Genomic DNA, 20,640 nt, shown 5'->3' with positions numbered 1-20,640 from the left:
AGAAAGACATCCTCCGCCTCCTCAAACGAGCCCTCTGCCGCGAACTCTTCCCCCTCCTCTGCCGACCTTGACAAATAGAAGCTTCGAGATCCACCCTGCTGACAACGGTGGGTCTCGATACGCCCCTGCGGGGCTACTCGACCAGCATGGAGCGCTCTGCCCTGCGGGGCTGCTCGCCCGCTACCAGCCCTCGGGGCCCGCGCTTCCGGCCTCGTACTCGTCGAGCGGAGTGCCGCCCTCGGCCCAGTGCGAGAGCACCGGGGTGATGATGCGCCAGCACTGCTCGGCGACGGCGCCCGGCACCGACAGCAGGGTGTCGCCCTGGAGGATGCCGGCGAGCACCTGCGCGTAGGGGTCGAGGGTGGCGGCGCCGGGCTGCGCCTGGAGCGTCGTGCGCTCGAGGTCGGTGAGGTCGTCGGCGCTGTTCACCAGCAGGTCGAGGCTGACGTCGCCGCCCTTGAGCGACATCCGCAGGACGGTGCCCGCGCCGTCGTCGGCGCCGGCCAGGCCGCGCGGCGGGGTCGCGGCGCGGAAGTGCACCGCGACCTCGTGTCGCGGGTCGCCGATCGCCTTGCCGGAGCGCAGCACGAACGGCACGCCGGCCCAGCGGGGCGTGTCGACCTGGAGCAGCAGCTGCGCGAGCGTCTCGGTGCCGGCCTCCTGATCGACGTCGGGCTCGTCGACGTAGGAGGGGAAGAACCGGCCGTCGACCCGGCCCTCGGTGTAGCGCGCGCGGCGCGCGGTGGCGGGGTCGTCGCGCCAGAGGCGGACGGCGCCGAGCGCCTCGGCCATCCGCTCGTGCACGTCCTCGGGCGAGACCTCCTCGGGGCGCTCCATCGTCGTCAGCGCGAGCACCATCAGCAGGTGGCTCTGCAGCATGTCCCGCAGGGCGCCGGTGCCGTCGTAGAAGGCGGCGCGCCCCTCGACCCCGAGCGTCTCGTCGTAGACGATCTCGACCTTCTCGATCTGCTCGGCGCTCCAGCTCGCCTCGAGCAGGCGGTTGCCGAAGCGCAGTCCGAGCATGCCCATGACGGTCGCGTTGCCGAGGAAGTGGTCGATGCGCCACAGGCGGTCCTCGGAGATCACGGGCGCGAAGGCGGCGTTCAGCGCGATCGCGTCGTCGAGGTCCTCGCCGAACGGCTTCTCGATCGCGACGACGAGATCCTCGGGGAGCTCGAGCTTCGACAGCGAGTCGGCGACCTTGTGGCCCATCGCCGGCGGCAGCGCGACGTAGAGCACGGGCGTCGTCGGGCAGGCGTCGAGCAGGGCCTTCAGCTGCTCCGGGTCGGAGGCGTCGGTGGCGACGAAGCGGGCGCGCGAGGCGAGGTCGTCGACGGTGTGCGCCGCGATCCCGGCGGCCTCGAGGCTGCGGCGGACGAGGCCCTGCCACTCGTCGTCGGTCTGCGGGGTGCGGGCGGCGCCGATCAGGGTCAGCTCGGAGTCGTGCGCGAGCTCGGCGACGCGGCCGAGACCCGGCAGGAGCAGCCGCTCGGTGAGGTCGCCGCCCGCGCCGAGGATCGCGATGGTGCGGCGGGTGCTCTCGAGAGCGGTGGCCTCGGGGATGCCGATCGGGTCGGTCATGGTGTCTCCTCCTGTGCGGGGTGCGGGGCGTAGTGCTGTTGGGCGTCAGGGTGCTGGGCGTCGGGAGGCGTCGTCACGGCTCACGCCTCGGGGATCGTGCGCTCGAAGAGCGCCGGCCGCTCCACGTCCGGGTCGGGGCCGCTGCGGACGCCGGTGTCGAGGGCGTCGATCCGGGCGAGCTCGTCGTCGGAGAGCTCGAAGTCGAAGACGTCGATGTTCGCCGCTATCCGCTCGGGGTTCGTCGACTTGGGGATCGCGGAGCGGCCCTGCTGCAGGTGCCAGCGGAGCATCACCTGCGCCGGGCTCTTGCCGTGCTCGGCCGCGATCGCGCCGATCGTCGCGTCGTCCATCACGCTGCGGCGCTCGTCGCCCCAGCCGGGGTAGAAGGTGATGCCGCCGATCGGCGACCAGGCCTGGGTGAGGATCCCGCGCTCGGCGTGCTCGCGGCGGAGGTCGGGCTGCGCGAAGTACGGGTGCAGCTCGACCTGGTTGACGGCGGGGATGACGTCGACCTCGGCGAGCAGGCGCGCCAGGTGCGCGGGCGTGAAGTTGCTGACGCCGATCGCGCGCACGCCGCCGTCGGCGAGGAGCTTCTCCAGCGCCCGGTAGGCGGCGACGGTGGTGTCGAAGCGGGACGGGACGGGCTGGTGCAGGATCAGCAGGTCGAGCTGCTCGACGCCGAGCTTGCCGGTGGCCTTCTCGAACGCGTGCAGGGTCTCGTCGTAGCCGTAGTCGGTGACCCAGACCTTCGTCTCGACGAACACCTCCGAGCGGTCCAGGCCCGAGCGGCGCAGGCCCTCGCCGACCTCGCGCTCGTTGCCGTACGCGGCGGCGGTGTCGATGTGGCGGTAGCCGGCCTCGAGGGCCGACTGCACGGCGGCGGTCGTCTCCTCGGGCGCGCTCTGGAAGACGCCGAGCCCGAGAGCGGGAAGGGTGACGCCGTTGTTGAGGGTGAGCTGCAGGGTCATGCCTCCACGCTAGGACGCGATCGCCGCCGGAGGGAGGGTCCCGCCACCCCCTCGACGGGAGCGCCGGAGTGTGCGCTGATGGAGGCGGTGCTCGACGACGTCCCTCCGCTTCCGGAGCGGAGCGCGCAGCCCTCATCCGGAAAGGTCGGGTCCGCCGTGCCCCTCAGCGTTCTGTTCATCGGAGGAACGGGCATCATCAGCTCCGAGGGCGTCCGCCGCGCTCTCGCCGTCGGGCACGAGGTGACCGTGCTGAACCGCGGCCGGACCTCCATCCGCCCGCTGCCCGACGGCGTCCGGACGCTGACCGCCGACGTCCGCGATCCCGCCTCCGTGCGCGAGGCCCTCGGCACCGAGCGCTTCGACGCGGTGATCGAGTTCGCCGCCTTCACTCCGGAGCACGTGCAGCAGGACATCGACCTGTTCGCCGGTCGCACCGGCCAGTACGTCTTCATCAGCTCGGCCTCGGCCTACCAGAAGCCGCCGGCGCGCGTGCCGGTGACGGAGTCGACGCCGCTCCGCAACCCGTACTGGAGCTACTCGCAGGACAAGATCGCCTGCGAGGACCTGCTGGTCGGCGAGTACCGGCGCACCGGCTTCCCGGTGACGATCGTCCGCCCCTCGCACACCTACGACCGCACCGCGCTGCCGGTCGACGGCGGCTGGACCGTCATCGACCGGATGCGGCGCGGCCTCGAGGTGGTCGTGCCCGGCGACGGCACCTCGCTCTGGACGATCACCCACAGCCGCGACGTCGCCGTCGGCCTCGTGGGGCTGCTCGGCGCGCCGGCGGCGATCGGCGAGGCGTTCCACATCACCGGCGACGAGACGCCCACCTGGGACCGCATCCACCACGACCTCGCGGCCGCCGCGGGCGCCGAGGCGCGGATCGTGCACGTCACCTCCGACGCGATCGCCGCGGCCGACCCGGAGCTGGGCGCGGGCATCGTCGGCGACAAGGCCCACTCGATGGTCTTCGACAACGCCAAGATCCGCAGCCTGGTGCCGGAATTCGCGCCCTCGACCCGCTTCAGCGACGGCGCACGCGAGATCGTCGAGTGGTACGACGCGGACCCGGCGCGGCGGACGGTGGACGAGCGGATGGATAGGCTCTTCGACGCGCTGATCGAGACCTACCGGCCGCGGGCGCTCTGAGGGCCGGCGGTCACGCTCTGAGGGCCGCCGGTCAGACGACCGCGATGATCAGGTAGTCGCTGGCCGGAGCGGCCGAGGTGCTCGACAGCGCCACGAGGCAGCTGACGATGTAGCCCGACGCGTGGACGCTGAACTGCGGCGAGACCGGAGACTCGCCGTCGCGGAGGCCGGTCGCGTCCGACCAGGCGAGGACGACGACGCCCGGCGTGCGGGAGCCGAGCGGCTCCACGACGACCCAGGGGCCCTCCTCCAGGACGAAGTCGGACAGCACGACGTCGCTGTCGCCCGTGTCGAACGTCACCCGGGCGACGATGTCGCGCACGGGCTCGCTGCCCTGCGAGGCCGAGACCACCGGGGTGAACTGGCCGGCGTAGAGGTCGCCGCCGCCGTTCGAGAGGCCGCCGGAGACACCGAGCGCGGCGCCGACCTCTCCGGAGGCCGCGGCGAGCGGGGCGGCGGAGGCGGCGAGGAGGACCGGGGCGCTCCACAGGGCGGCGGTCGTCGCGGTGCGGCGCGAGACGGGGCGGGGCGTGGTCATGGGGTCCTCTCGGCGGGTTCGGCGGTGCGGTGGACACCGGGCGTCACGCTAGCGCCCGCCGGTCGGTCCGGTGCCGGATCCGCCCGGGTTGTCCCCCGCACGGGGTCACCGCACGCGGTCGCCACCGGGACCGGCGCGCGGAAAGTTCACCCGGCTATGCATCTCCGTTCACCCACGGGAGCGGGAATCAGGAGTGTGCTGGGTGAGCCCCTTCTCAGGGGCCCTCACCCCAAGGAGTCCCCGACGTGACACGACTGCCCCGCTCCGCGCACCGCGGACGCACCGCACTGGCCCTCACGGCCGTCGCCCTGGTCGGCGCCGCCGCCCTGGCCGCCCCCGGCGCGGCCACCGCCATCGGCGCCGCCGACCTCGCCGCCACCGGTGGCGCCGCCCGCATCTCCCCCGTCGACGCCGACCTCTCCGACTCGCTGCGCGCGGCGGTGAAGGAGCAGGACGCGAAGAACGTCATCCTCCTCATCGGCGACGGCATGGGCGACTCCGAGATCACGGTCGCCCGCAACTACGCGTACGGCGCCGCCGGCCGCTTCCCCGGCATCGACGCCCTGCCGATCACCGGCCAGTACACGACGTACTCGCTCTACCGCGCCGACGACCCCGCCACCGGCGCCGTCAAGGGCGCCCCGGACTACGTGCCCGACTCCGCCGCCACCGGCAGCGCCTGGGCGACCGGCACCAAGACCTACGACAACGCGATCTCGGTCGACATCGACCAGGAGCGCAAGGACACCCTCCTCGAGATCGCGAAGGCGAACGGTCTGAAGACCGGCAACGTCACCACCGCCGAGATCCAGGACGCGACCCCGGCCGTGCAGGCCGCGCACGTCGACGCGCGCAGCTGCTACGGACCCGACAGCGCCAGCTGCGGCAACGACGCGCTCGAGAACGGCGGACTCGGCTCGATCAGCGAGCAGATCCTCGACACCCGCGCCGACCTCACCCTCGGCGGCGGCTCCGCCACGTTCGCTCAGACCGCGAAGGCGGGCGACTGGGCCGGGCAGACCCTGTTCCAGCAGGCCGACGAGCGCGGCTACCAGGTGGTCGGCGACGCGACGACGGCCGGTACGGCGGACCAGCTCGACGCGCTGACCGTCGCCGACCAGGATGCGCCGGTGCTCGGCCTGTTCAACTCGGGCAACCTGCCCGTGCGCTACGCGCCGACCCCCGCGACCGTCGGCGGCGCCGACGCCGCGCCGCAGACCTGCGTCGCGAACCCCTCGCGTCCCGCCGAGCAGCCCACCCTGCGCGCGATGACCGAGAAGGCGATCGACCTGCTCGACACCGGCGACGAGGGCTTCTTCCTCCAGGTCGAGGGCGCCAGCATCGACAAGCAGGACCACGCCGCGAACGCCTGCGGCCAGATCGGCGAGACCGTCGATCTCGACGAGGCCGTCCAGGCCGCGCTCGCGTTCGCCGAGGCGGACGGGAACACCCTCGTCATCGTCACCGCCGACCACGCGCACTCCAGCCAGATCGTCGACTCCACCCCGCCGACCTCGCTCAGCACCGCGCTGAAGACAGTCGACGGCAGCACGATGAAGGTGTCCTACGGCACGGCCGCCGAGGGCGGCTCGCAGCAGCACACCGGCACGCAGCTGCGCATCGCGGCCTACGGACCCGGCGCGGCCAACGTCGCCGGCCTCACCGACCAGACCGACACGTTCTTCACCATCTCGAACGCGCTCGGCCTCGACCGCGACATCCGGAACCTGAGCTTCGGCGCCACCGCCGAGCTCTCGGGCAGCACCTTCGCGCCCGGAGCCCGGATCACCCTGACGGCGGAGGGCTTCCAGGGCGACACGCAGCTCATCGGCTCCGCGCCGCTCTTCACCGAGCGCACGGCGACGCGCGACCTCAACGACGGCGCGCTGACCGCCACCGCGAAGGCCCCCACCACCCCCGGGGACTACAGCGTCACGGTCACCGGCGCGCAGTCGGGCAAGGCGATCACCCTCGCCTTCACCGTGAAGCGCTGATCCCCGGGCACTGATCGCCCGGGCACTGATCGCAGAAGGGCCGTCCCCACCGGGGCGGCCCTTCCGCCGTCCCCGGCCCGCCCTCCCCCGTCTCGGAGGCGCGGAGTGCTGGCCCCTCGACCCGCCACCGGCCTAGGTTGGACGCACCTGCTCCGCCCGCACCGAGTTCCGATGGAGGAACCCCATGGCCACGATCCGCAGTCTCCGACGGGCGGCGCTCGCGCTGGTCGCCGTCGCCTCCCTCGGAGTGGCGGGCGCCGCACCCGCCGCCGCGCTCGACTGGCCGTTCCCCGGCGTCCCGAGCAGCGGTCTGCCGTCCGCGCAGGAGCTCCGGGACGCCCTCGGCGGTCCGGTCGTCTCGCCGTCGACGTCGGTCGGCTACGGCGGCGCGGTCTCCTCGGTCGACGCGCTCGCGAGCCGGGTCGGCCTCGAGGTGCTCAAGCGCGGCGGCAACGCGGCCGACGCCGCCGTCGCGACGGCCTCGGCCCTCGGCGTCACCGAGCCGTACAGCGCCGGGATCGGCGGCGGCGGCTACTTCGTCTACTTCGATGCGAAGACCGGCGAGGTGAGCACCATCGACGGCCGCGAGACGGCGCCGGCCGGCATCACTCCGGACGCGTTCCTCGACCCCGCGACGGGTGCACCGTACCCGTTCACCCCGCAGCTCGTCTCGTCCGGAGTCGCGGTCGGCGTCCCCGGCACGGTCGCGACCTGGGACGCCGCGGTCGATCGCTTCGGCACCCTCCCGCTCCCGGTCGTGCTGGCCCCGTCGATCGTGCTCGCGGCCAAGGGCTTCCCGGTCGACGAGACCTTCCGCAGCCAGACGCTCGACAACCTCCAGCGCTTCCAGCAGTTCCCCGACACCGCGGAGCTGTTCCTCCCCGGTGGCGACGCTCCGGCGGTCGGCAGCACCTTCCGCAACCCGGACCTCGCGAAGACCCTCGCCCGGATCGCCGCCCGCGGACCGAGCGCGTTCTACGACGGACCGCTCGCGGCCGAGATCGCCGACACGGTGCAGAACCCGCGGCTCGCGGAGGGCGCGACCCTCCCCGCCCCGGCCGGTTCGATGACCGAGGACGACCTCGCCGGCTACTCGGTGGCCGAGCAGGCGCCCACTCACACGTCCTACCGCGGCCTCGACGTCTACGGCATGGCGCCCTCCTCCTCCGGCGGGATCGCGATCGGCGAGGCGCTGAACATCCTCGAGAACCACGACCTCGCCGCCGAGGACACCGGCAGCGCCCTGCACCTCTACCTCGAGGCGTCGGCCCGCGCCTTCGCCGACCGCGGCGCGTACGTCGGGGACCCGGCCTTCGTCGACGTGCCGACCGAGACGCTGCTCAGCCAGGAGTTCGCGGACTCCCGCGACTGCACCATCGACCCGGCGGCCGCCTCCACGCGGCCGGTCGCCCCGGGCGCGCTCGACGGCGTCGGCTGCGCGACCGCGCTCACCGCGGAGCAGCCGGACACCGAGAACGTCTCGACCACGCACCTCTCCGTCGTCGACAAGTGGGGAAACGCGGCGTCCTACACGCTGACGATCGAGCAGACCGGCGGCTCGGCGATGACCGTCCCCGGCCGCGGCTTCCTCCTCAACAACGAGCTGACCGACTTCTCCGCGACCCCCGTCGAGGGCGACCCGAACCGGATCGAGCCCGGCAAGCGCCCGCGCTCCTCGATGTCGCCGACCATCGTGCTCGAGGACGGGGCGGTGAAGTTCGTCGTCGGCTCACCGGGCGGAGCGACGATCATCACGACCGTGCTGCAGACGCTGGTCAACCGCATCGACCTCGGCATGACCCTGCCGGAGGCGGTGGCCGCGCCCCGGGCGTCGCAGCGCAACACGGCGTCCACCTCCGCCGAGCCCGGCTTCATCGAGGCCTACGCCGACGACCTCGCGCCCTTCGGCCAGCAGCTGACGCCCTCCGGCGACACCTTCACCTCGGCCGCGCAGATCGGCGCGGTGGCCGCCATCGAGGTCGACCCCTCCGGCCTGATGACCGCTGCCGCCGAGCCCGTCCGCCGCGGCGGCGGCGTCGGCCTCGTCGTCACCCCGGAGAAGTGACCCGGACTCCCCGCTGATCGAGCAGCCCCCGCAGAGGGCGTCTCGAGACCCACCGTTCTGCCGGAGGTGGGTCTCGAGACGCGCTGCGCGCTACTCGACCAGCATGCAGAGGAGCACGGGTCGCTGTCGCGGCTCATGCTGATCGAGTAGCCCTCGCAGAGGGCGTATCGAGATCCACCGTCCTGCAGAACGCGGGTCTCGATACGCGCTCCGCGCTACTCGACCAGCATGGGACGGGCTGCCCGCGTGATCCTGCTGGCATCGCGCCCGAGTTCATGCACAATCATGCTGATCGAGTAGCCCTCGCAGGGGGCGTATCGAGATCCACGCGCGCAACGACGCCAGGTCTCGTCGCACCCCTCGGCCAGCGGAGTCTGCTGACGTCTGTCCCAGGAGACCCCGTCCACTGAGCGACGGAATGCGCCAGCCGCACGGTCTCCCGCAGCGGCGGCTAGGTTCAGGCCGCGTCGAACCGTGACGCCGACGCGAGGAGGACACCGTCGAGCTGCCGCGCGCCCGCCCCACCGACCCTCCCCCGAGCGATCCCACCAGCTCGCACAGGCCGCCGACCTCACGACTCCCCCTCGGCATCGTCATCGCGGCGATCGCCGTCCTCGGGACGATCGCCGCTCCCCTGGTGCTGGCGTACCTCGGCTTCGCCTCGAAGCTCACCTTCTTCGGAGAGTCGCCGACAGAGGAGGAGGACGCCGCAGGAGACGCGCTCCTCCTCTCCGCCGGGATCGTCGCGCTGTCGAGCGCCCTCGCCGTCTGGGTCCTCACCCTCGTCCGCCTGACGACCGCTCCGAAGAGCCGTCACGGGTGGGAGATCCTCTGGTGCCTCCTCGCGCTGCCCGCCACCCTCGCGGGCCTCGCTCTCGTCGTCTCGATCCGGTGAGTGCTCGGCCGGAGCGGCCGGGTGTCCGAGTACGGTGCCGTGATGGACGCGTCGCGAGAGCTGGTGGACCGCTGGGTGGCGGGGTGGTGCGCGTCGCGCGGGATGCTCGTGCGGCGCGACGGGGACGGCCGGCTCGTCGAGGTCGCGGCGGAGACCCGCTCCCGGGAGTACGTGATCGCCGAGCCGTCGCTGCCCGAGCTGCGCCGCCTGGCCGCCGCCGTCACCGCGCCCGACGTCTGGCTGACGATCGTCGGCGACCTCGACGAGCGCGGTCGCGACGCGGTGGCCGGCCTCGACGCCGTGACCAGCGACGAGCGGATGATGGCCACCCGGCTCCGGAGGGACGCGAGGCCGGCGCAGGTGCGGATCGAGACGAGCGGTCGCGTCGCGCACGCCCGCATCGAGGCGGAGGGCGAGGTCGCGGCCCGCGGACAGGCGGCGCTGAGCGGCGGTGACGCCGTCTTCGATCGGATCGAGACGACTCCGCGGTTCCGCCGCCGCGGCCTCGGCGGCCTGGTGATGACCGGCCTCAGCACGTGGGCGGCGGAGAACGGCGCGACCACGGGACTCCTGATGGCGAGCGTCGGCGGGCGCGCGCTCTACTCGAGCCTCGGCTGGACGGAGGTGGCGCCGATCGTCACTCTGCACGGGCGGGCCGCCGGCGCGGCGGTCGACGTGGGGGCATAGCTCCTCCACAGATCGGATATCCGCGGGTTCTCCTAGGGCCCCGCCCGACGGCCGCTCGGGTGTCGGTGGTCCCTGCTTGAATACGCGTATGGATGACCACAGCGACCCGGGAGCGGCAGGGCAGCCGAGCGCGCTCGCCGCCGTCGACGCGCTGACCGACATCGCCGCGGAGATCGGACGCACCTCCGCACAGCTGCTCCTCACCCGCGCGCAGACCCTGCACCTCGCCTACCGCTCGGCCGTCACCGTCCCCGACGCCTTCGCCCGCGGGAACTCGCTCTCCCGCAGCGAGGCGCACTCCCTGGTCGAGCGGTCCATCCGGGCCGAGTTCGCGGCGAAGCTCCGCCTGTCCGAGCGAGCGACCGAGACGGTCCTCGAGCACGCCCGGCTGCTCGTCGAGGACCTCCCCCGCATCCGAGCCCTGCTGGCCGAGGGCCGGCTGCTGTGGGACTCGAGCGAGATCGTCTGCGCCACCGCCGCCACACTGCCTCCCGCCTCCCGCGCCCGGTTCGACGAGCGCGCCGCGGAGGTCGCACCGGACGTGACGCCCACGCAGCTGAGGCGGATCGTCGCCCGGCTCCGCGACGAGCTGCACGAGGAGCCCCTCGCCCAGCGGCACGTTCGCGCGAGGCAGGACCGCGCCGTCTGGATCTCGCCGGAGGTCGACGGCATGGCGACGCTCTGCGCGCTGCTGCCCGCGCCGGACGCGATGGGCATCGCCGAGCGCGTCGACCGCATCGCCCGCAGTCTCCGCGAGGGGGGCGACGAGCGCACGCTGGCCCAGCTGAAAGCGGACGTCTTCACCGATCTGCTGCGTGACGGCGACATCGCCGGCACCACTCCCGCGAGCGACGGACCGCAGCTGTCCGCGTCGTACGTGCCCGGGATCCGCGCCGAGGTGCGCCTCACCCTCGCCGCATCCACCGCCGTCGGTCTCGACGACGCGCCCGCGGACCTCGACGGCTACGGCCTCATCCCCGCCGACCTCGCCCGCGCCCTGGTCGCGACCGGCGCGTCGTTCACCCGCGTGCTCACCGATCCGGACACCCGCGCGGTCGTCTCGGTCGGCCGCACCTACCGCGTCCCGCCGCCCCAGATGCGCCTGCACCTCCAGCTGCGCGATCAGACCTGCCGCTTCCCCGGCTGCACCCGCACCGCGTCCCGGGCGGAGGCCGACCACACCCTCGAATGGAGGAACGGCGGAGAGACGTCGCTGGAGAACCTCGTCTGCCTCTGCACGTCCCACCACCACGTCCGCCACGGCGACCGCTGGAGCTACGTCCCCCGCAAGGACGGCAGCATCGTCTGGACCACCCCCACCGGCCGCCTCGTCACGATCCGCCGACCGGCCCTCGCCGGCGCCCCACCGGGCCCCCGCTTCGAGGACTCACCACCCCCGTTCTGACGGACGCCGGTCTCGTCACGCCCCGCCCCATGCTGATCGAGTAGCCATCGCAGGGTGTGTATCGAGATCCACCATCACCGGGCGGGTGGGTCTCGATACGCGCTGCGCGCTACTCGACCAACATGGGTCCGTCACGCCTGCTCAGCACGCCGGTGCCGATTCATGCTGATCGAGGAGCCCTCGGAGAGGGCGTATCGAGATCCACCACCACCGGGCGGGTGGGTCTCGAGACGCGCTCCGCGCTACTCGACCAACATNNNCCGATTCATGCTGATCGAGGAGCCCTCGGAGAGGGCGTATCGAGATCCACCACCACCGGGCGGGTGGGTCTCGAGACGCGCTCCGCGCTACTCGACCAACATGGGTCCGTCACGCCTGCTCAGCACGCCGGTGCCGATCCATGCTGATCGAGGAGCCCTCGGAGAGGGCGTATCGAGATCCACCACCACCGGGCGGGTGGGTCTCGAGACGCGCTCCGCGCTACTCGACCAACATGGGTCCGTCACGCCTGCTCAGCACGCCGGTGCCGATTCATGCTGATCGAGTAGCTCTCGCAGAGGGCGTATCGAGATCCACCACCACCGGGCGGGTGGGTCTCGATACGCGCTGCGCGCTACTCGACCAGCATGAAATGCGCGCGCCTGCCTGTGAAGAACAGCGCACCCGCGCCGATTCACGCTGATCGAGTAGCCCTCGCAGAGGGCGTATCGAGATCCACCGTCGCCCGGTGGATGGATCTTGAGACGTGCGCCGCCCTACTCGACCAGCAGACGCCTACAGGCCCGCGGGCTTCGACGGGGTCCGGAGCCAGGTGTCGAAGAAGGCGGTCAGGTCCTGGCCCGACACGGACTCGGCGAGGTCCTGCAGGTCGGCCGTGGTGACGGTGCCGTAGCGGTTCTCGGCGGCCCAGCGCTGCAGCAGCGTGCCGAAGGCCTCGTCGCCGATGGTGGAGCGCAGCTCGACCAGGGTGAGTCCGCCGCGTGCGTAGATCGGGCTGTCGAAGAGGCCGAGCGCGCCGGGATCCGCGACCTGCGTGGCCCAGAACGGGTCGTCGGCGGGGATCGACGCGACCTCTGCGGCCGACTCCGCGACGGTCGGGCCGCCGTCGTGCTCCGCCCACAGCCACTCGGCGTAGGTCGCGAAGCCCTCGTTCAGCCAGATGTCCGACCAGAGCCGCGGAGTGACGCTGTCGCCGAACCACTGGTGCGAGATCTCGTGCGCGACGGTCGAGGTGTCGGCGCTACCCGAGTAGAACGAGCGTCCCTGCGTCTCGAGCGCGTAGCCGATCTCCTCGTCGTCGACGACGGCTCCCCCGGAGCGGAACGGGTAGGCGCCGAAGACGCCCGTGAAGTAGTCGATGATCTCGCCCTGGCGCGCGAGGGCGGCCTCGGTGCTCGCACGCGCCTCGCCGGTGATGTCGCGATCGACCGCGTCGATGCTGACGACGCCGCCCGCCCGGGAGCGGACGAGGTCGTAGTCGCCGATGTTCACCATCGCGAGGTAGCTCGCCATCGGGCTGGTCTCGACCCAGCTGGAGGTGGTCCAGCCGTTGCGGGTGACCGGCGAGCCCACCGGCACCCCGTTGGCGACGGCGGTGCGCCCCTCCGGCACGGTGAGGGTGAAGGAGTAGCGGGCCTTGTCGGCAGGCGAGTCGTTCACCGGATACCAGGTCGAGGCGCCGTCGGGCTCGCTGGCGACCAGGGCGCCGTCGTCGGTCGACCACCAGCCGTACGGGGCGCCGGTGCCGTCGACCGGATTGCCGGTGGTGCCGGCGTAGCGGATGTCGACCAGGGTCGGCGCGCCCTTCTTCAGCGAGCGGGACGGCGTGATCGTCAGCTCGTCGCCGACCTGCGTGAAGGCCGCGCCCTTCGTGTTCACCGAGACCTTCGAGACCGTCAGCCCGCGCAGGTCGAAGGAGAACGAGCTCAGCTCCTGCGTCGGCGAGAGGGTCACGACAGCGCGGCCGGTGAGCGCCCGCGGTGCCGGGTCGTAGGTGAGGAACAGGCTGTAGCTGAGCGCGTCGAAGCCCGAGCTGCCGAGGCCGGGGAAGTACGGGTCGCCGGAGCTGGTGCCTCCGCTCGTCCCCGCTTTCACAGCGGTGTCGGCGAGGGCGGGCGCCGGGAGGGCGAGAGCCCCGGCGACGAGGGCGGAGGCGAGGAGCGCCGGGACGACACGGCGGGAGGAGGCGGGCATGCGGCACACGCTAGCCCCTCGGCCACCCGCCGGGCACTCCCCCTCCGCGCGACGCCGATGCCCTACGAGCGCCGCTCGAGCGCGGCCAGCAGGTACGGCGCCGTCCGGCTGCCCTCCGCCCGCGCGACCTGCTCCGGCGTGCCGGTCGCGACGATCGCGCCGCCCGCGTCCCCGGCACCGGGTCCGAGGTCGATCACCCAGTCCGCGTCGGCGACGATCCGCATGTCGTGCTCGACGACGATCACCGTGTTGCCCGCGTCGACGAGGTGCTGCAGGTGGCCGAGCAGCCGGTCCGCGTCGGCCGGGTGCAGTCCCGACGTCGGCTCGTCGAGCAGGTAGAGCGTGTCGCCGCGCTGGGCCCGCCGCAGCTCCGACGCGAGCTTCACCCGCTGCGCCTCGCCGCCGGACAGCTCCGGCGCGGGCTGCCCGAGCGCGACGTAGCCGAGGCCCACGTCGAGCAGCGCGTCGAGGTGCCGGCCGATCTCCGTCTCCTCGGCGAAGACCTCGCGGGCCTCGGTGACGCTCAGCGCGAGCACCTCGGCGATCGAGCGCCCGCCCCAGGTCACCTCGAGCGTCTCGGCGTTGTAGCGCGTCCCGCCGCACTCCGTGCACGGCGCCTGCACCGTCGGCAGGAAGAGCAGCTCGACCTCCATGGTCCCCTCGCCCTTGCAGACCGGGCAGCGGCCGCTGGGCATGTTGAAGGAGAAGCGGCCGGCACCGTAGTGGCGCCGCTTCGCCTCAGGAGTCGCCGCGAACAGTGCGCGGACGCGGTCGAAGAGCCCGGTGTAGGTCGCGACGTTCGAGCGCGAGGTGCGCCCGATCGGCGTCTGGCCGACCTGCACGACCCGGCGCAGCCTCTCCGCCGGCCCGGTCGCGCTGCCGGTGGTGACGGCGGTGTCGGCGTCGAGCAGCGGGTCGTCGGAGGAGGACTCGTCCGGCTCCGGGCTCTCCCCCGCCAGACCCGCCTGCAGACTCGCGCGGAGCAGATCGGGCAGCGCCTGATTGACCAGCGTGGACTTCCCCGACCCGGACACCCCCGTCACCGCGGTCAGCGCGCCGAGCGGGAACGACACGTCGAGCCCGCGGAGGTTGTTGCGCGCCACGTCGACCAGCCGGACCTGCGCGTCGGGCGTCCGCCGGGCGGGCAGCGGCGGCGTCGGCTCCGCGGTCTCGGGGAAGAGGTAGCGCCGGGTGATCGAGTGGTCCACCTCGCGCAGCCCGTCGAGCTCACCCGAGTAGACGACGGTGCCGCCGCCCGAGCCGGCCGCGGGGCCGATGTCGACGATCCAGTCGGCCTCGCGGATCACGTCGAGCGAGTGCTCGACGAAGAAGACCGTGTTGCCGCTGTCCTTCAGCGAGCGGAGGATACCGAGCAGCGCCTCCGTGTCGGCCGGGTGCAGCCCCGTCGACGGCTCGTCGAGGACGAACACCACCCCGAACAGCCGCGAGAGCACCTGGGTCGCGAGGCGCATCCGCTGCAACTCGCCCGAGGACAGCGTCGGCGTCGAGCGGTCCAGCGACAGGTAGCCCAGGCCGAGGTCGACGATCGGCGCCATCCGGCCGAGCAGGTCCGAGACGAGGCGCTGGGCGGCGAGCCGGGTCTCCGGGGCGAGCGGCCCACCGCCCACGGGCACCCAGTCCCGCTCGAGCACGCGGGCCAGCAGCGCCGCGAGCTCCTCGAGCGGCAGCGCCGAGAGCTCCGTGATGTCGAACCCCTCGAAGCTCACCGCCAGCGCCTCGGGCTTCACCCGCTTGCCGTGGCAGTCCGGGCAGGCGACGCTGACCAGGAACGTGGCCGCGCGCTCGCGCATCCGGGCGCTCTTGGAGCCCGCGAAGGTGTCCATCACGTAGCGCTTCACCCCGAGGAACGTGCTCATGTACCGCGGCTCGGCCCCCGCCGCCACGGCCGCCCGCACCTCCGCCGGTCCGCGATCCGTCCAGACCGGCACCTGCGGCGACTCCTGCGTGTACAGGATCCACTCGCGCTCCTCCGCCGGAAGGGTCCGCCAGGGCACGTCGATGTCGTAGCCGAGCGAGATCAGGCTGTCGCGCAGCTGCTTGCCGTGCCAGGCGGTCGGCCAGGCCGCGAGTGCGCCGTCGCGGATCGAGAGCGAGTCGTCCGGCACCATCAGCTCCTCGGGCACGTCGTAGACGCGGCCGATCCCGTGGCAGGCCGGGCAGGCGCCCTGGACGGTGTTCGCGGAGAAGTCCTCCGCGAGGAGCATCGGCGCGCCCTCGGGGTAGGTGCCGACCCGGGAGAAGACCATCCGCACCACGGACGAGAGCGTGGTCGCGCTGCCCAGGGTCGATCGCGCCGAGCCGCCGGAGCGCCGCTGCGGCAGCGCAACGGCGGGCGGGAGTCCGTCGATCGCGTCGACGTCCGGCACTCCGACCTGATCGATCAGCCGCCGCGCGTACGGCGCCACCGACTCGAAGTAGCGGCGCTGCGCCTCCGCATAGAGCGTGCCGAACGCGAGGGAGCTCTTGCCCGAGCCGGAGACGCCGGTGAAGGCGACCAGCGCGTCGCGCGGGATGTCGACGTCCACGTCGCGGAGGTTGTTCTCGCGGGCGCCGCGGACGCGGACCCGGTCGAGGCGGTGGTCGTCGGGAGTGCGCGCAGTCATCGGACCAGCCTGCCCTGTCCCGGTGTGCGCTGTCCCGATGTGCGCTCAGTCCAGGGTCGGGCGGTAGGAGCGGACCACCGGCGGCGATTCGAGCGCCTCCCGCTTCACGACGTCCAGGCGCTGCAGCAGCGCCGGGATCGTCGGCGTCATCTCGAGCCGGACCTCGATGTCACCGTCCCGGCCGGGCAGCGTGAAGGCGACCTGCGCCGCGGAGGCGCTCCAGAGCAGTCGGTCGCGCAGGGGACGGGCGGTCGGCTCCTCCGCGAGCCCGCCGACCTCCGCCAGCACCGCGGCGAGGCGGCGGGCGCGCACCTCGGCGGGCACGTCGTTCAGGAGGTTCGGGCTGAACAGCACGCCGCCGGAGAGCTCCTCGGCCCGCGCGGGGTCGCCGGGACCGACGATCGCCGCCTCGACGGCCGCCGCGGCCGCCAGCGTCGACGGGTGCACCACGATGGTGCGGGCCGGCGGCTCCGCGTCCTCGAGCGCCGCGCGCAGCAGGCCCGTGGCCGCGGCGGCGAGCTTGGCGCCGTTCGTGGTCGCGAAGACCACGACGCCCAGGCCCGACTCGAGGTGCCAGCGCATGTTCGAGGACCAGCCGGGCAGCCCGCCGGAGTGGTGCGCGATCGCGCCGAAGCGGACGTCCTGCTCGATCACGAGGCCGAGCCCGTAGGCGGAGCCGTCGAGCGTGCTCTCCCCGGCCCGCGGGCTGAGCGCGGGCACCGGGGTCCAGCCGCGCTGCATCTCGCGGCGGGAGGCGCGGCTGAGCACGGCGTCGTCGGCGCCCTCGAACGCCGACGACAGCCAGCCGCTCCAGCGCGCGATGTCGCCGACGGTGCTGAACATGCTCGCGGCGCAGGCGCCCACGCCGGTGCCGGTGTACGGGCGGGCGGTCCAGGTGGCGCCCTCGTCGAAGCTGCTGAACCCCTGCGCGAGGTCGGTTCCCTCGGGGTAGGCGCCCACGTCGTAGCGCGTGCTCGCGAGGCCGAGCGGCTCGAGGATCGTCCGGGTCGCGAAGGCGACGAAGTCCTCGCCGGAGACGTTCTCGACGATCACCCCGAGCAGCCAGAAGCCGATGTTCGAGTACTGGTAGACCTCGCCCGGCCGCTCGGTGAAGGTCAGACCGCGCGCGATCAGCGCGAGGAAGTCGGCCCGCGGCATCGCCATCACGTGGTCGGCCCAGCCGTTGTCCTCGGGCAGCCCGGAGCAGTTGCTGAGCAGCATCCGGAGCGTCACCGGCAGCTCCCGGCCCGCGGCGTCGACCGGATCCGCGAACTCGGGCACGTGCGCGCTCACCCGGTCGTCGAGGTCGAGCAGCCCGCGGTCGCGGAGGATCAGCACCGCCGCCGCCTCGAAGCTCTTCGACATCGATGCGATGCGGTGCACGGTGCCGGCGTCCGGCGCGGCGCCGTCGAGCCGGTGCTCCCCGCGACCGTGCCGGGCGATCAGCCCGTCGCGGTCGAACAGCGCCCAGCTCAGCGACGGCGCGACCGGCGCCCCCTCGTCGAACCAGTGCGCGAATCGGTCGAGGAGCTCCGGAGTCATCCCCTCATCCTTCCGCACGCGATCCCTGCGCACTCGCCCCTGGAGCTCGCAGGGGGTCGTCCCTGCGCAGCTCCACGAGGATGCGGCGCAGATGGATCGCGACCAGGACGCCCGGCCCCATACTCGTCCCGGTCGCGGCGGCGCGCGCGTCGACGGCGCGCGCGAGCTCGTCGACCGCCCGCTCCGCCGGCTCCAGGGAGCGGTCCTCGGGCGAGCCGCCCGTCACCACCGCGTCGCCGACCGCGTGGCAGGCCGCGCTCAGCGGCGCTGCCAGCTCGGCGTCGAAGGGCAGCGCGCCCGGGCGGTTCCAGATCGTGTCCGCCAGCGCGGCCGTCATGTCGCGGACGTGGAAGAGCGTCCCGTCCAGGGTCGCCAGCCGCAGGTGGTCGGTCTGCGAGCTGTGCCGGTGCAGCAGAGCGCGCGGATTGCCCTTGCGGCTCTCGTCGCCGTCGACCAGCGCCCGCCGCACCTCGGTCGCGGTCGCCGCCAGCTGCTCGCCGTTGGTCGACCAGGCCTCGTGCTCGGGCGGCCAGGTCTCCTCGAGGGCCGCGCCCATGTCGTGCAGGTGGCGCCCGAGCTGGCGCTCGAACTCGTCGACCCGGGCGGTCGCCGCCTCGGAGGTCAGCCCCGGCGCGACCAGAAGATTGACCAGCAGCCCGACGACCACGCCGACCGCCATCTGCACGAGGTAGCCGAGCGAGTAGTCCTCCGCCTTCGCGCCGCCGATGATCAGGACGAAGAGCGCCGCCATCGGCACGTACTCGCGCCCCGCACCGAACCAGCCGGTCCCCGAGAGCACCACGCCGATGCCCACGATCAGCGGGATCGTCCACCAGGTCGGGCCGACCGTCACCACGACCAGCACCGCCAGCCCGATGCCGGCCGCGAGCCCGAGGAGCGTCTGCAGCCCGGTCTTCGCCGAGCCCATCAGCGTCGGGTACATGCTGACCAGCGCGCCGAGCGGCGCGTAGTACGGGTACTGCTCGGCGACGCCGGGCACGTACGGGGCGACGGCCCAGGCGATGCCCACCGCGACCGCCGTCTTCAGTGCGAGCAGCAGCCGCGGGCCGGCCACCGCGTCGCGCCAGGCCCGGCCGGCCCGGGCGAGGCGAGGGCGGATCACGCCCGTGCGTCGAGCCGCGCCGCGACGTCGGCCGGGAAGCCGCCGGTCGCGATCGGGCTCCAGCGCGTCGGCGTGATGCGCAGCAGCGACTTGTCCTGCAGCCGCATCGCCGCGCGGTACTCGTCCCAGTCCGGGTGCTCGCCCGAGATGCTGCGGTAGTAGTCGACGAGCGCGTCCTCCGCCTCGGGCATGTGCAGCACCTCGGCCTCGCCGTCGACCTGGATCCACGCGTCGTTCCAGTCGTCGGAGAGCACGAGGACCGACGTCGCGGAGCGGCGCTCGGCGTTCCGGGTCTTCGCCCGGCCGGGGTAGGTCGAGATCACCAGGCGGCCCTCGGCGTCGACGCCGCCGGACACCGGCGACATCTGCGGGCGTCCGTCCGCCCGGGTCGTCGCGACGAGCATCCGGTGCCGCGGTCGCACGAAGTCGAGCATGCCGTCGCGGTCGACGATGGTGGTGGTGGAGACGGTTCTGGCCATGCGGACCAGGCTAACGAGGACCTCTTCCGGACTAGGTGGTTCTACGTGGTCGTGTCAGCCGGAGCCCAGGAACGGCGTGCCTCCTCCCCCTGAGAGGGGCCGTGGCGGGGCGGGCGCTGGCGCGGAAGGACGGGGCGGCTGTCGCTACTTTCTGGACGGAACTCCCCCCTCCCGGCCCCGAAAGGACCCCGTGCCCACCTCCTCCCCGCTCTCCCCGCTCTCCCCCTCCCGCCGCTCCGTCGCGGTCGCCGCGGCCTGGTCCCTGCCCGTCATCGCCGTCGCCGCCGCGGCGCCGCTCGCGAGCGCCTCCACCGTGGAGGTCGTCCCCGGCCAGCCGGACACCTACCCGAACCCGACCTTCTCCGCGACCCGCCAGTCGGTCGGCGACCCGAGCCTCAAGGCGACCAACAACACCGGCTACGCGCGCACCGACTTCACCGCCGTCCCCGACGACGGCGACTACGCCTCGTACAAGACCGGCTGGACGTACGTCATCAGCTCCGCGAAGCCGGTGTCGACGATCACCTACGACACCACCAGCCTCGCCCCGGGCGTGCAGGGCGTCCTGGCCGACGGCCTCTACACCTACTCCTGGACCCTGACCCGCGCGGCGGAGACGACCTGGGTGCGGGTCAAGCCGACCGCCTTCCCGCAGGAGATCCGCTTCGTGCTGACCGACACCACCTCGAACCCGCAGGGCGTCGTCGGCAACGCGACGGCCACCTCGAAGGCGTAGGGCGCGCGCGGGCTCGCCTACTCGGGCGAGCCCGCCTGCTCCGCCGCGCTCACCAGTCTCCGGAGGCGCGCGCGCTCCTCGCGGAGCACCACGACCAGCGCGACCCCGTCCGAGCCGCGGAGCCACTCGTCGAGCGCGGCGTCGAACAGCGCGGACGCCGTGCGCGCGGCGAGCGCCGCCTCAGCGGCCGGTACCCCCGCGTCCAGCAGCGCGTCGCGCATCGCATCGGTGAGCACCGCCGACTTCAGCAACTCGCGCTCGCGCAGCGCCGGCTCGGACAGCACGACCGCCCGCCGTGCCGCGATCTCGCCGCGCCAGCCCTCCAGGTCGCCGGCCGCGACCGTCTCGAGCCCGTGCAGCAGCAGGCCCAGCGGAGCGAGGCCCTCGGGAGCGCCCGCGATCAGCCGCGCCACCACCTGCGGGAACTCCCGCTCGCGGAGGAACAGCACGTCGCGCTTGTCGGCGAAGTGCCGGAAGAAGGTGCGGGTCGTGAGCCCGGCGCGCTCGGCGATGGACGGCACCGTCGTCGCGGAGTAGCCGTGCTCGGCGAACAGCTCCATGGCGGCGCGCTCCAGGCGCAGTGCGGCGTCGGGTGCCCAGCGTGACATGCAGCCAGGCTAGCTGATGACACGACGTGCCATCAGGGCTACAGTGATGA

Annotated in this window: 16 protein-coding genes; 7 read left to right on the top strand and 9 right to left on the bottom strand. The window is 73.2% G+C overall.

Annotated features, from left to right (window positions below; genetic code table 11):
- Positions 1-180: 180 nt before the first annotated feature.
- Together EDF45_RS16025 and EDF45_RS16020 are read right to left on the bottom strand one after the other, a co-directional pair.
- Complete coding sequence (locus tag EDF45_RS16025) at positions 181-1,581, bottom strand: glucose-6-phosphate dehydrogenase (protein WP_123736985.1); 1,401 nt, start codon at positions 1,579-1,581, stop codon at positions 181-183.
- An 80-nt stretch (positions 1,582-1,661) separates the two neighbouring features.
- Entirely contained in the window at positions 1,662-2,549 is an 888-nt protein-coding gene (locus EDF45_RS16020; protein WP_123736984.1) for an aldo/keto reductase, read from the bottom strand.
- A 156-nt stretch (positions 2,550-2,705) separates the two neighbouring features.
- Here EDF45_RS16020 and EDF45_RS16015 point away from each other — a divergent pair, with 156 nt between their 5' ends.
- Positions 2,706-3,701: an NAD-dependent epimerase/dehydratase family protein gene (locus EDF45_RS16015; RefSeq protein ID WP_260312237.1), complete on the top strand. Its 996-nt coding sequence runs from the start codon at positions 2,706-2,708 to the stop codon at positions 3,699-3,701.
- Between the two features lie 31 nt (positions 3,702-3,732).
- On the opposite strand, the gene EDF45_RS16010 is transcribed toward EDF45_RS16015, so the two are convergent.
- On the bottom strand, positions 3,733-4,239 hold the full coding sequence (locus EDF45_RS16010; protein ID WP_123736982.1) for a hypothetical protein: 507 nt from the start codon (positions 4,237-4,239) through the stop codon (positions 3,733-3,735).
- A 245-nt stretch (positions 4,240-4,484) separates the two neighbouring features.
- On the opposite strand from EDF45_RS16010, the gene phoA reads away from it, so the two are divergent.
- From phoA to EDF45_RS15985, 5 genes are all read left to right on the top strand, one after another.
- On the top strand, positions 4,485-6,233 hold the full coding sequence (phoA, locus tag EDF45_RS16005; RefSeq protein WP_185020221.1) for an alkaline phosphatase: 1,749 nt from the start codon (positions 4,485-4,487) through the stop codon (positions 6,231-6,233).
- Positions 6,234-6,417: 184 nt separating this feature from the next.
- Positions 6,418-8,298 carry a gamma-glutamyltransferase gene (gene ggt / locus EDF45_RS16000; protein ID WP_123736981.1) on the top strand — a complete coding sequence of 627 codons (1,881 nt, stop codon included), beginning with the start codon at positions 6,418-6,420 and terminating at the stop codon, positions 8,296-8,298.
- A 637-nt stretch (positions 8,299-8,935) separates the two neighbouring features.
- Positions 8,936-9,193, top strand: a complete 258-nt coding sequence (locus EDF45_RS15995; protein ID WP_123736980.1) for a hypothetical protein — start codon at positions 8,936-8,938, stop codon at positions 9,191-9,193.
- A 42-nt stretch (positions 9,194-9,235) separates the two neighbouring features.
- On the top strand, positions 9,236-9,880 hold the full coding sequence (locus tag EDF45_RS15990; RefSeq protein WP_148060307.1) for a GNAT family N-acetyltransferase: 645 nt from the start codon (positions 9,236-9,238) through the stop codon (positions 9,878-9,880).
- Positions 9,881-9,968: 88 nt separating this feature from the next.
- Positions 9,969-11,285 carry an HNH endonuclease signature motif containing protein gene (locus tag EDF45_RS15985; protein WP_123736978.1) on the top strand — a complete coding sequence of 439 codons (1,317 nt, stop codon included), beginning with the start codon at positions 9,969-9,971 and terminating at the stop codon, positions 11,283-11,285.
- A gap of 774 nt (positions 11,286-12,059) precedes the next feature.
- Here the strand turns inward: EDF45_RS15985 and EDF45_RS15980 are convergent.
- The 5 genes from EDF45_RS15980 to EDF45_RS15960 form a co-directional block, all read right to left on the bottom strand.
- Positions 12,060-13,478 carry a M1 family metallopeptidase gene (locus EDF45_RS15980; protein ID WP_123736977.1) on the bottom strand — a complete coding sequence of 473 codons (1,419 nt, stop codon included), beginning with the start codon at positions 13,476-13,478 and terminating at the stop codon, positions 12,060-12,062.
- A gap of 62 nt (positions 13,479-13,540) precedes the next feature.
- Positions 13,541-16,102, bottom strand: coding sequence for an excinuclease ABC subunit UvrA (locus EDF45_RS15975; RefSeq protein WP_123736976.1), 2,562 nt, complete (start codon positions 16,100-16,102; stop codon positions 13,541-13,543).
- A gap of 45 nt (positions 16,103-16,147) precedes the next feature.
- Positions 16,148-17,644, bottom strand: a complete 1,497-nt coding sequence (locus EDF45_RS15970; RefSeq protein ID WP_123736975.1) for a serine hydrolase — start codon at positions 17,642-17,644, stop codon at positions 16,148-16,150.
- A gap of 4 nt (positions 17,645-17,648) precedes the next feature.
- Positions 17,649-18,767, bottom strand: coding sequence for an aromatic acid exporter family protein (locus tag EDF45_RS15965; RefSeq protein WP_260312236.1), 1,119 nt, complete (start codon positions 18,765-18,767; stop codon positions 17,649-17,651).
- On the bottom strand, positions 18,764-19,246 hold the full coding sequence (locus EDF45_RS15960) for a PPOX class F420-dependent oxidoreductase (protein WP_123736974.1): 483 nt from the start codon (positions 19,244-19,246) through the stop codon (positions 18,764-18,766). The genes EDF45_RS15965 and EDF45_RS15960 overlap by 4 nt, the downstream gene beginning before the upstream one ends.
- 190 nt (positions 19,247-19,436) lie before the next feature.
- Between EDF45_RS15960 and EDF45_RS15955 the strand changes: the two genes are divergently transcribed.
- Positions 19,437-19,982, top strand: coding sequence for a hypothetical protein (locus tag EDF45_RS15955; protein WP_123736973.1), 546 nt, complete (start codon positions 19,437-19,439; stop codon positions 19,980-19,982).
- Positions 19,983-19,999: 17 nt separating this feature from the next.
- On the opposite strand, the gene EDF45_RS15950 is transcribed toward EDF45_RS15955, so the two are convergent.
- The gene (locus EDF45_RS15950; RefSeq protein ID WP_123736972.1) at positions 20,000-20,590 is read right to left on the bottom strand and encodes a TetR/AcrR family transcriptional regulator; all 591 of its coding nucleotides are present in this window, start codon (positions 20,588-20,590) and stop codon (positions 20,000-20,002) included.
- Positions 20,591-20,640 lie beyond the last annotated feature (50 nt).

Source organism: Rathayibacter sp. PhB186 (genome assembly GCF_003751825.1).
In the GTDB taxonomy this organism is placed as follows: Bacteria; Actinomycetota; Actinomycetes; order Actinomycetales; family Microbacteriaceae; genus Rathayibacter; species Rathayibacter festucae.
The sequence above is the reverse complement of the archived record's forward strand: the minus strand, read 5'-3'. Positions and strand labels throughout refer to the sequence as shown.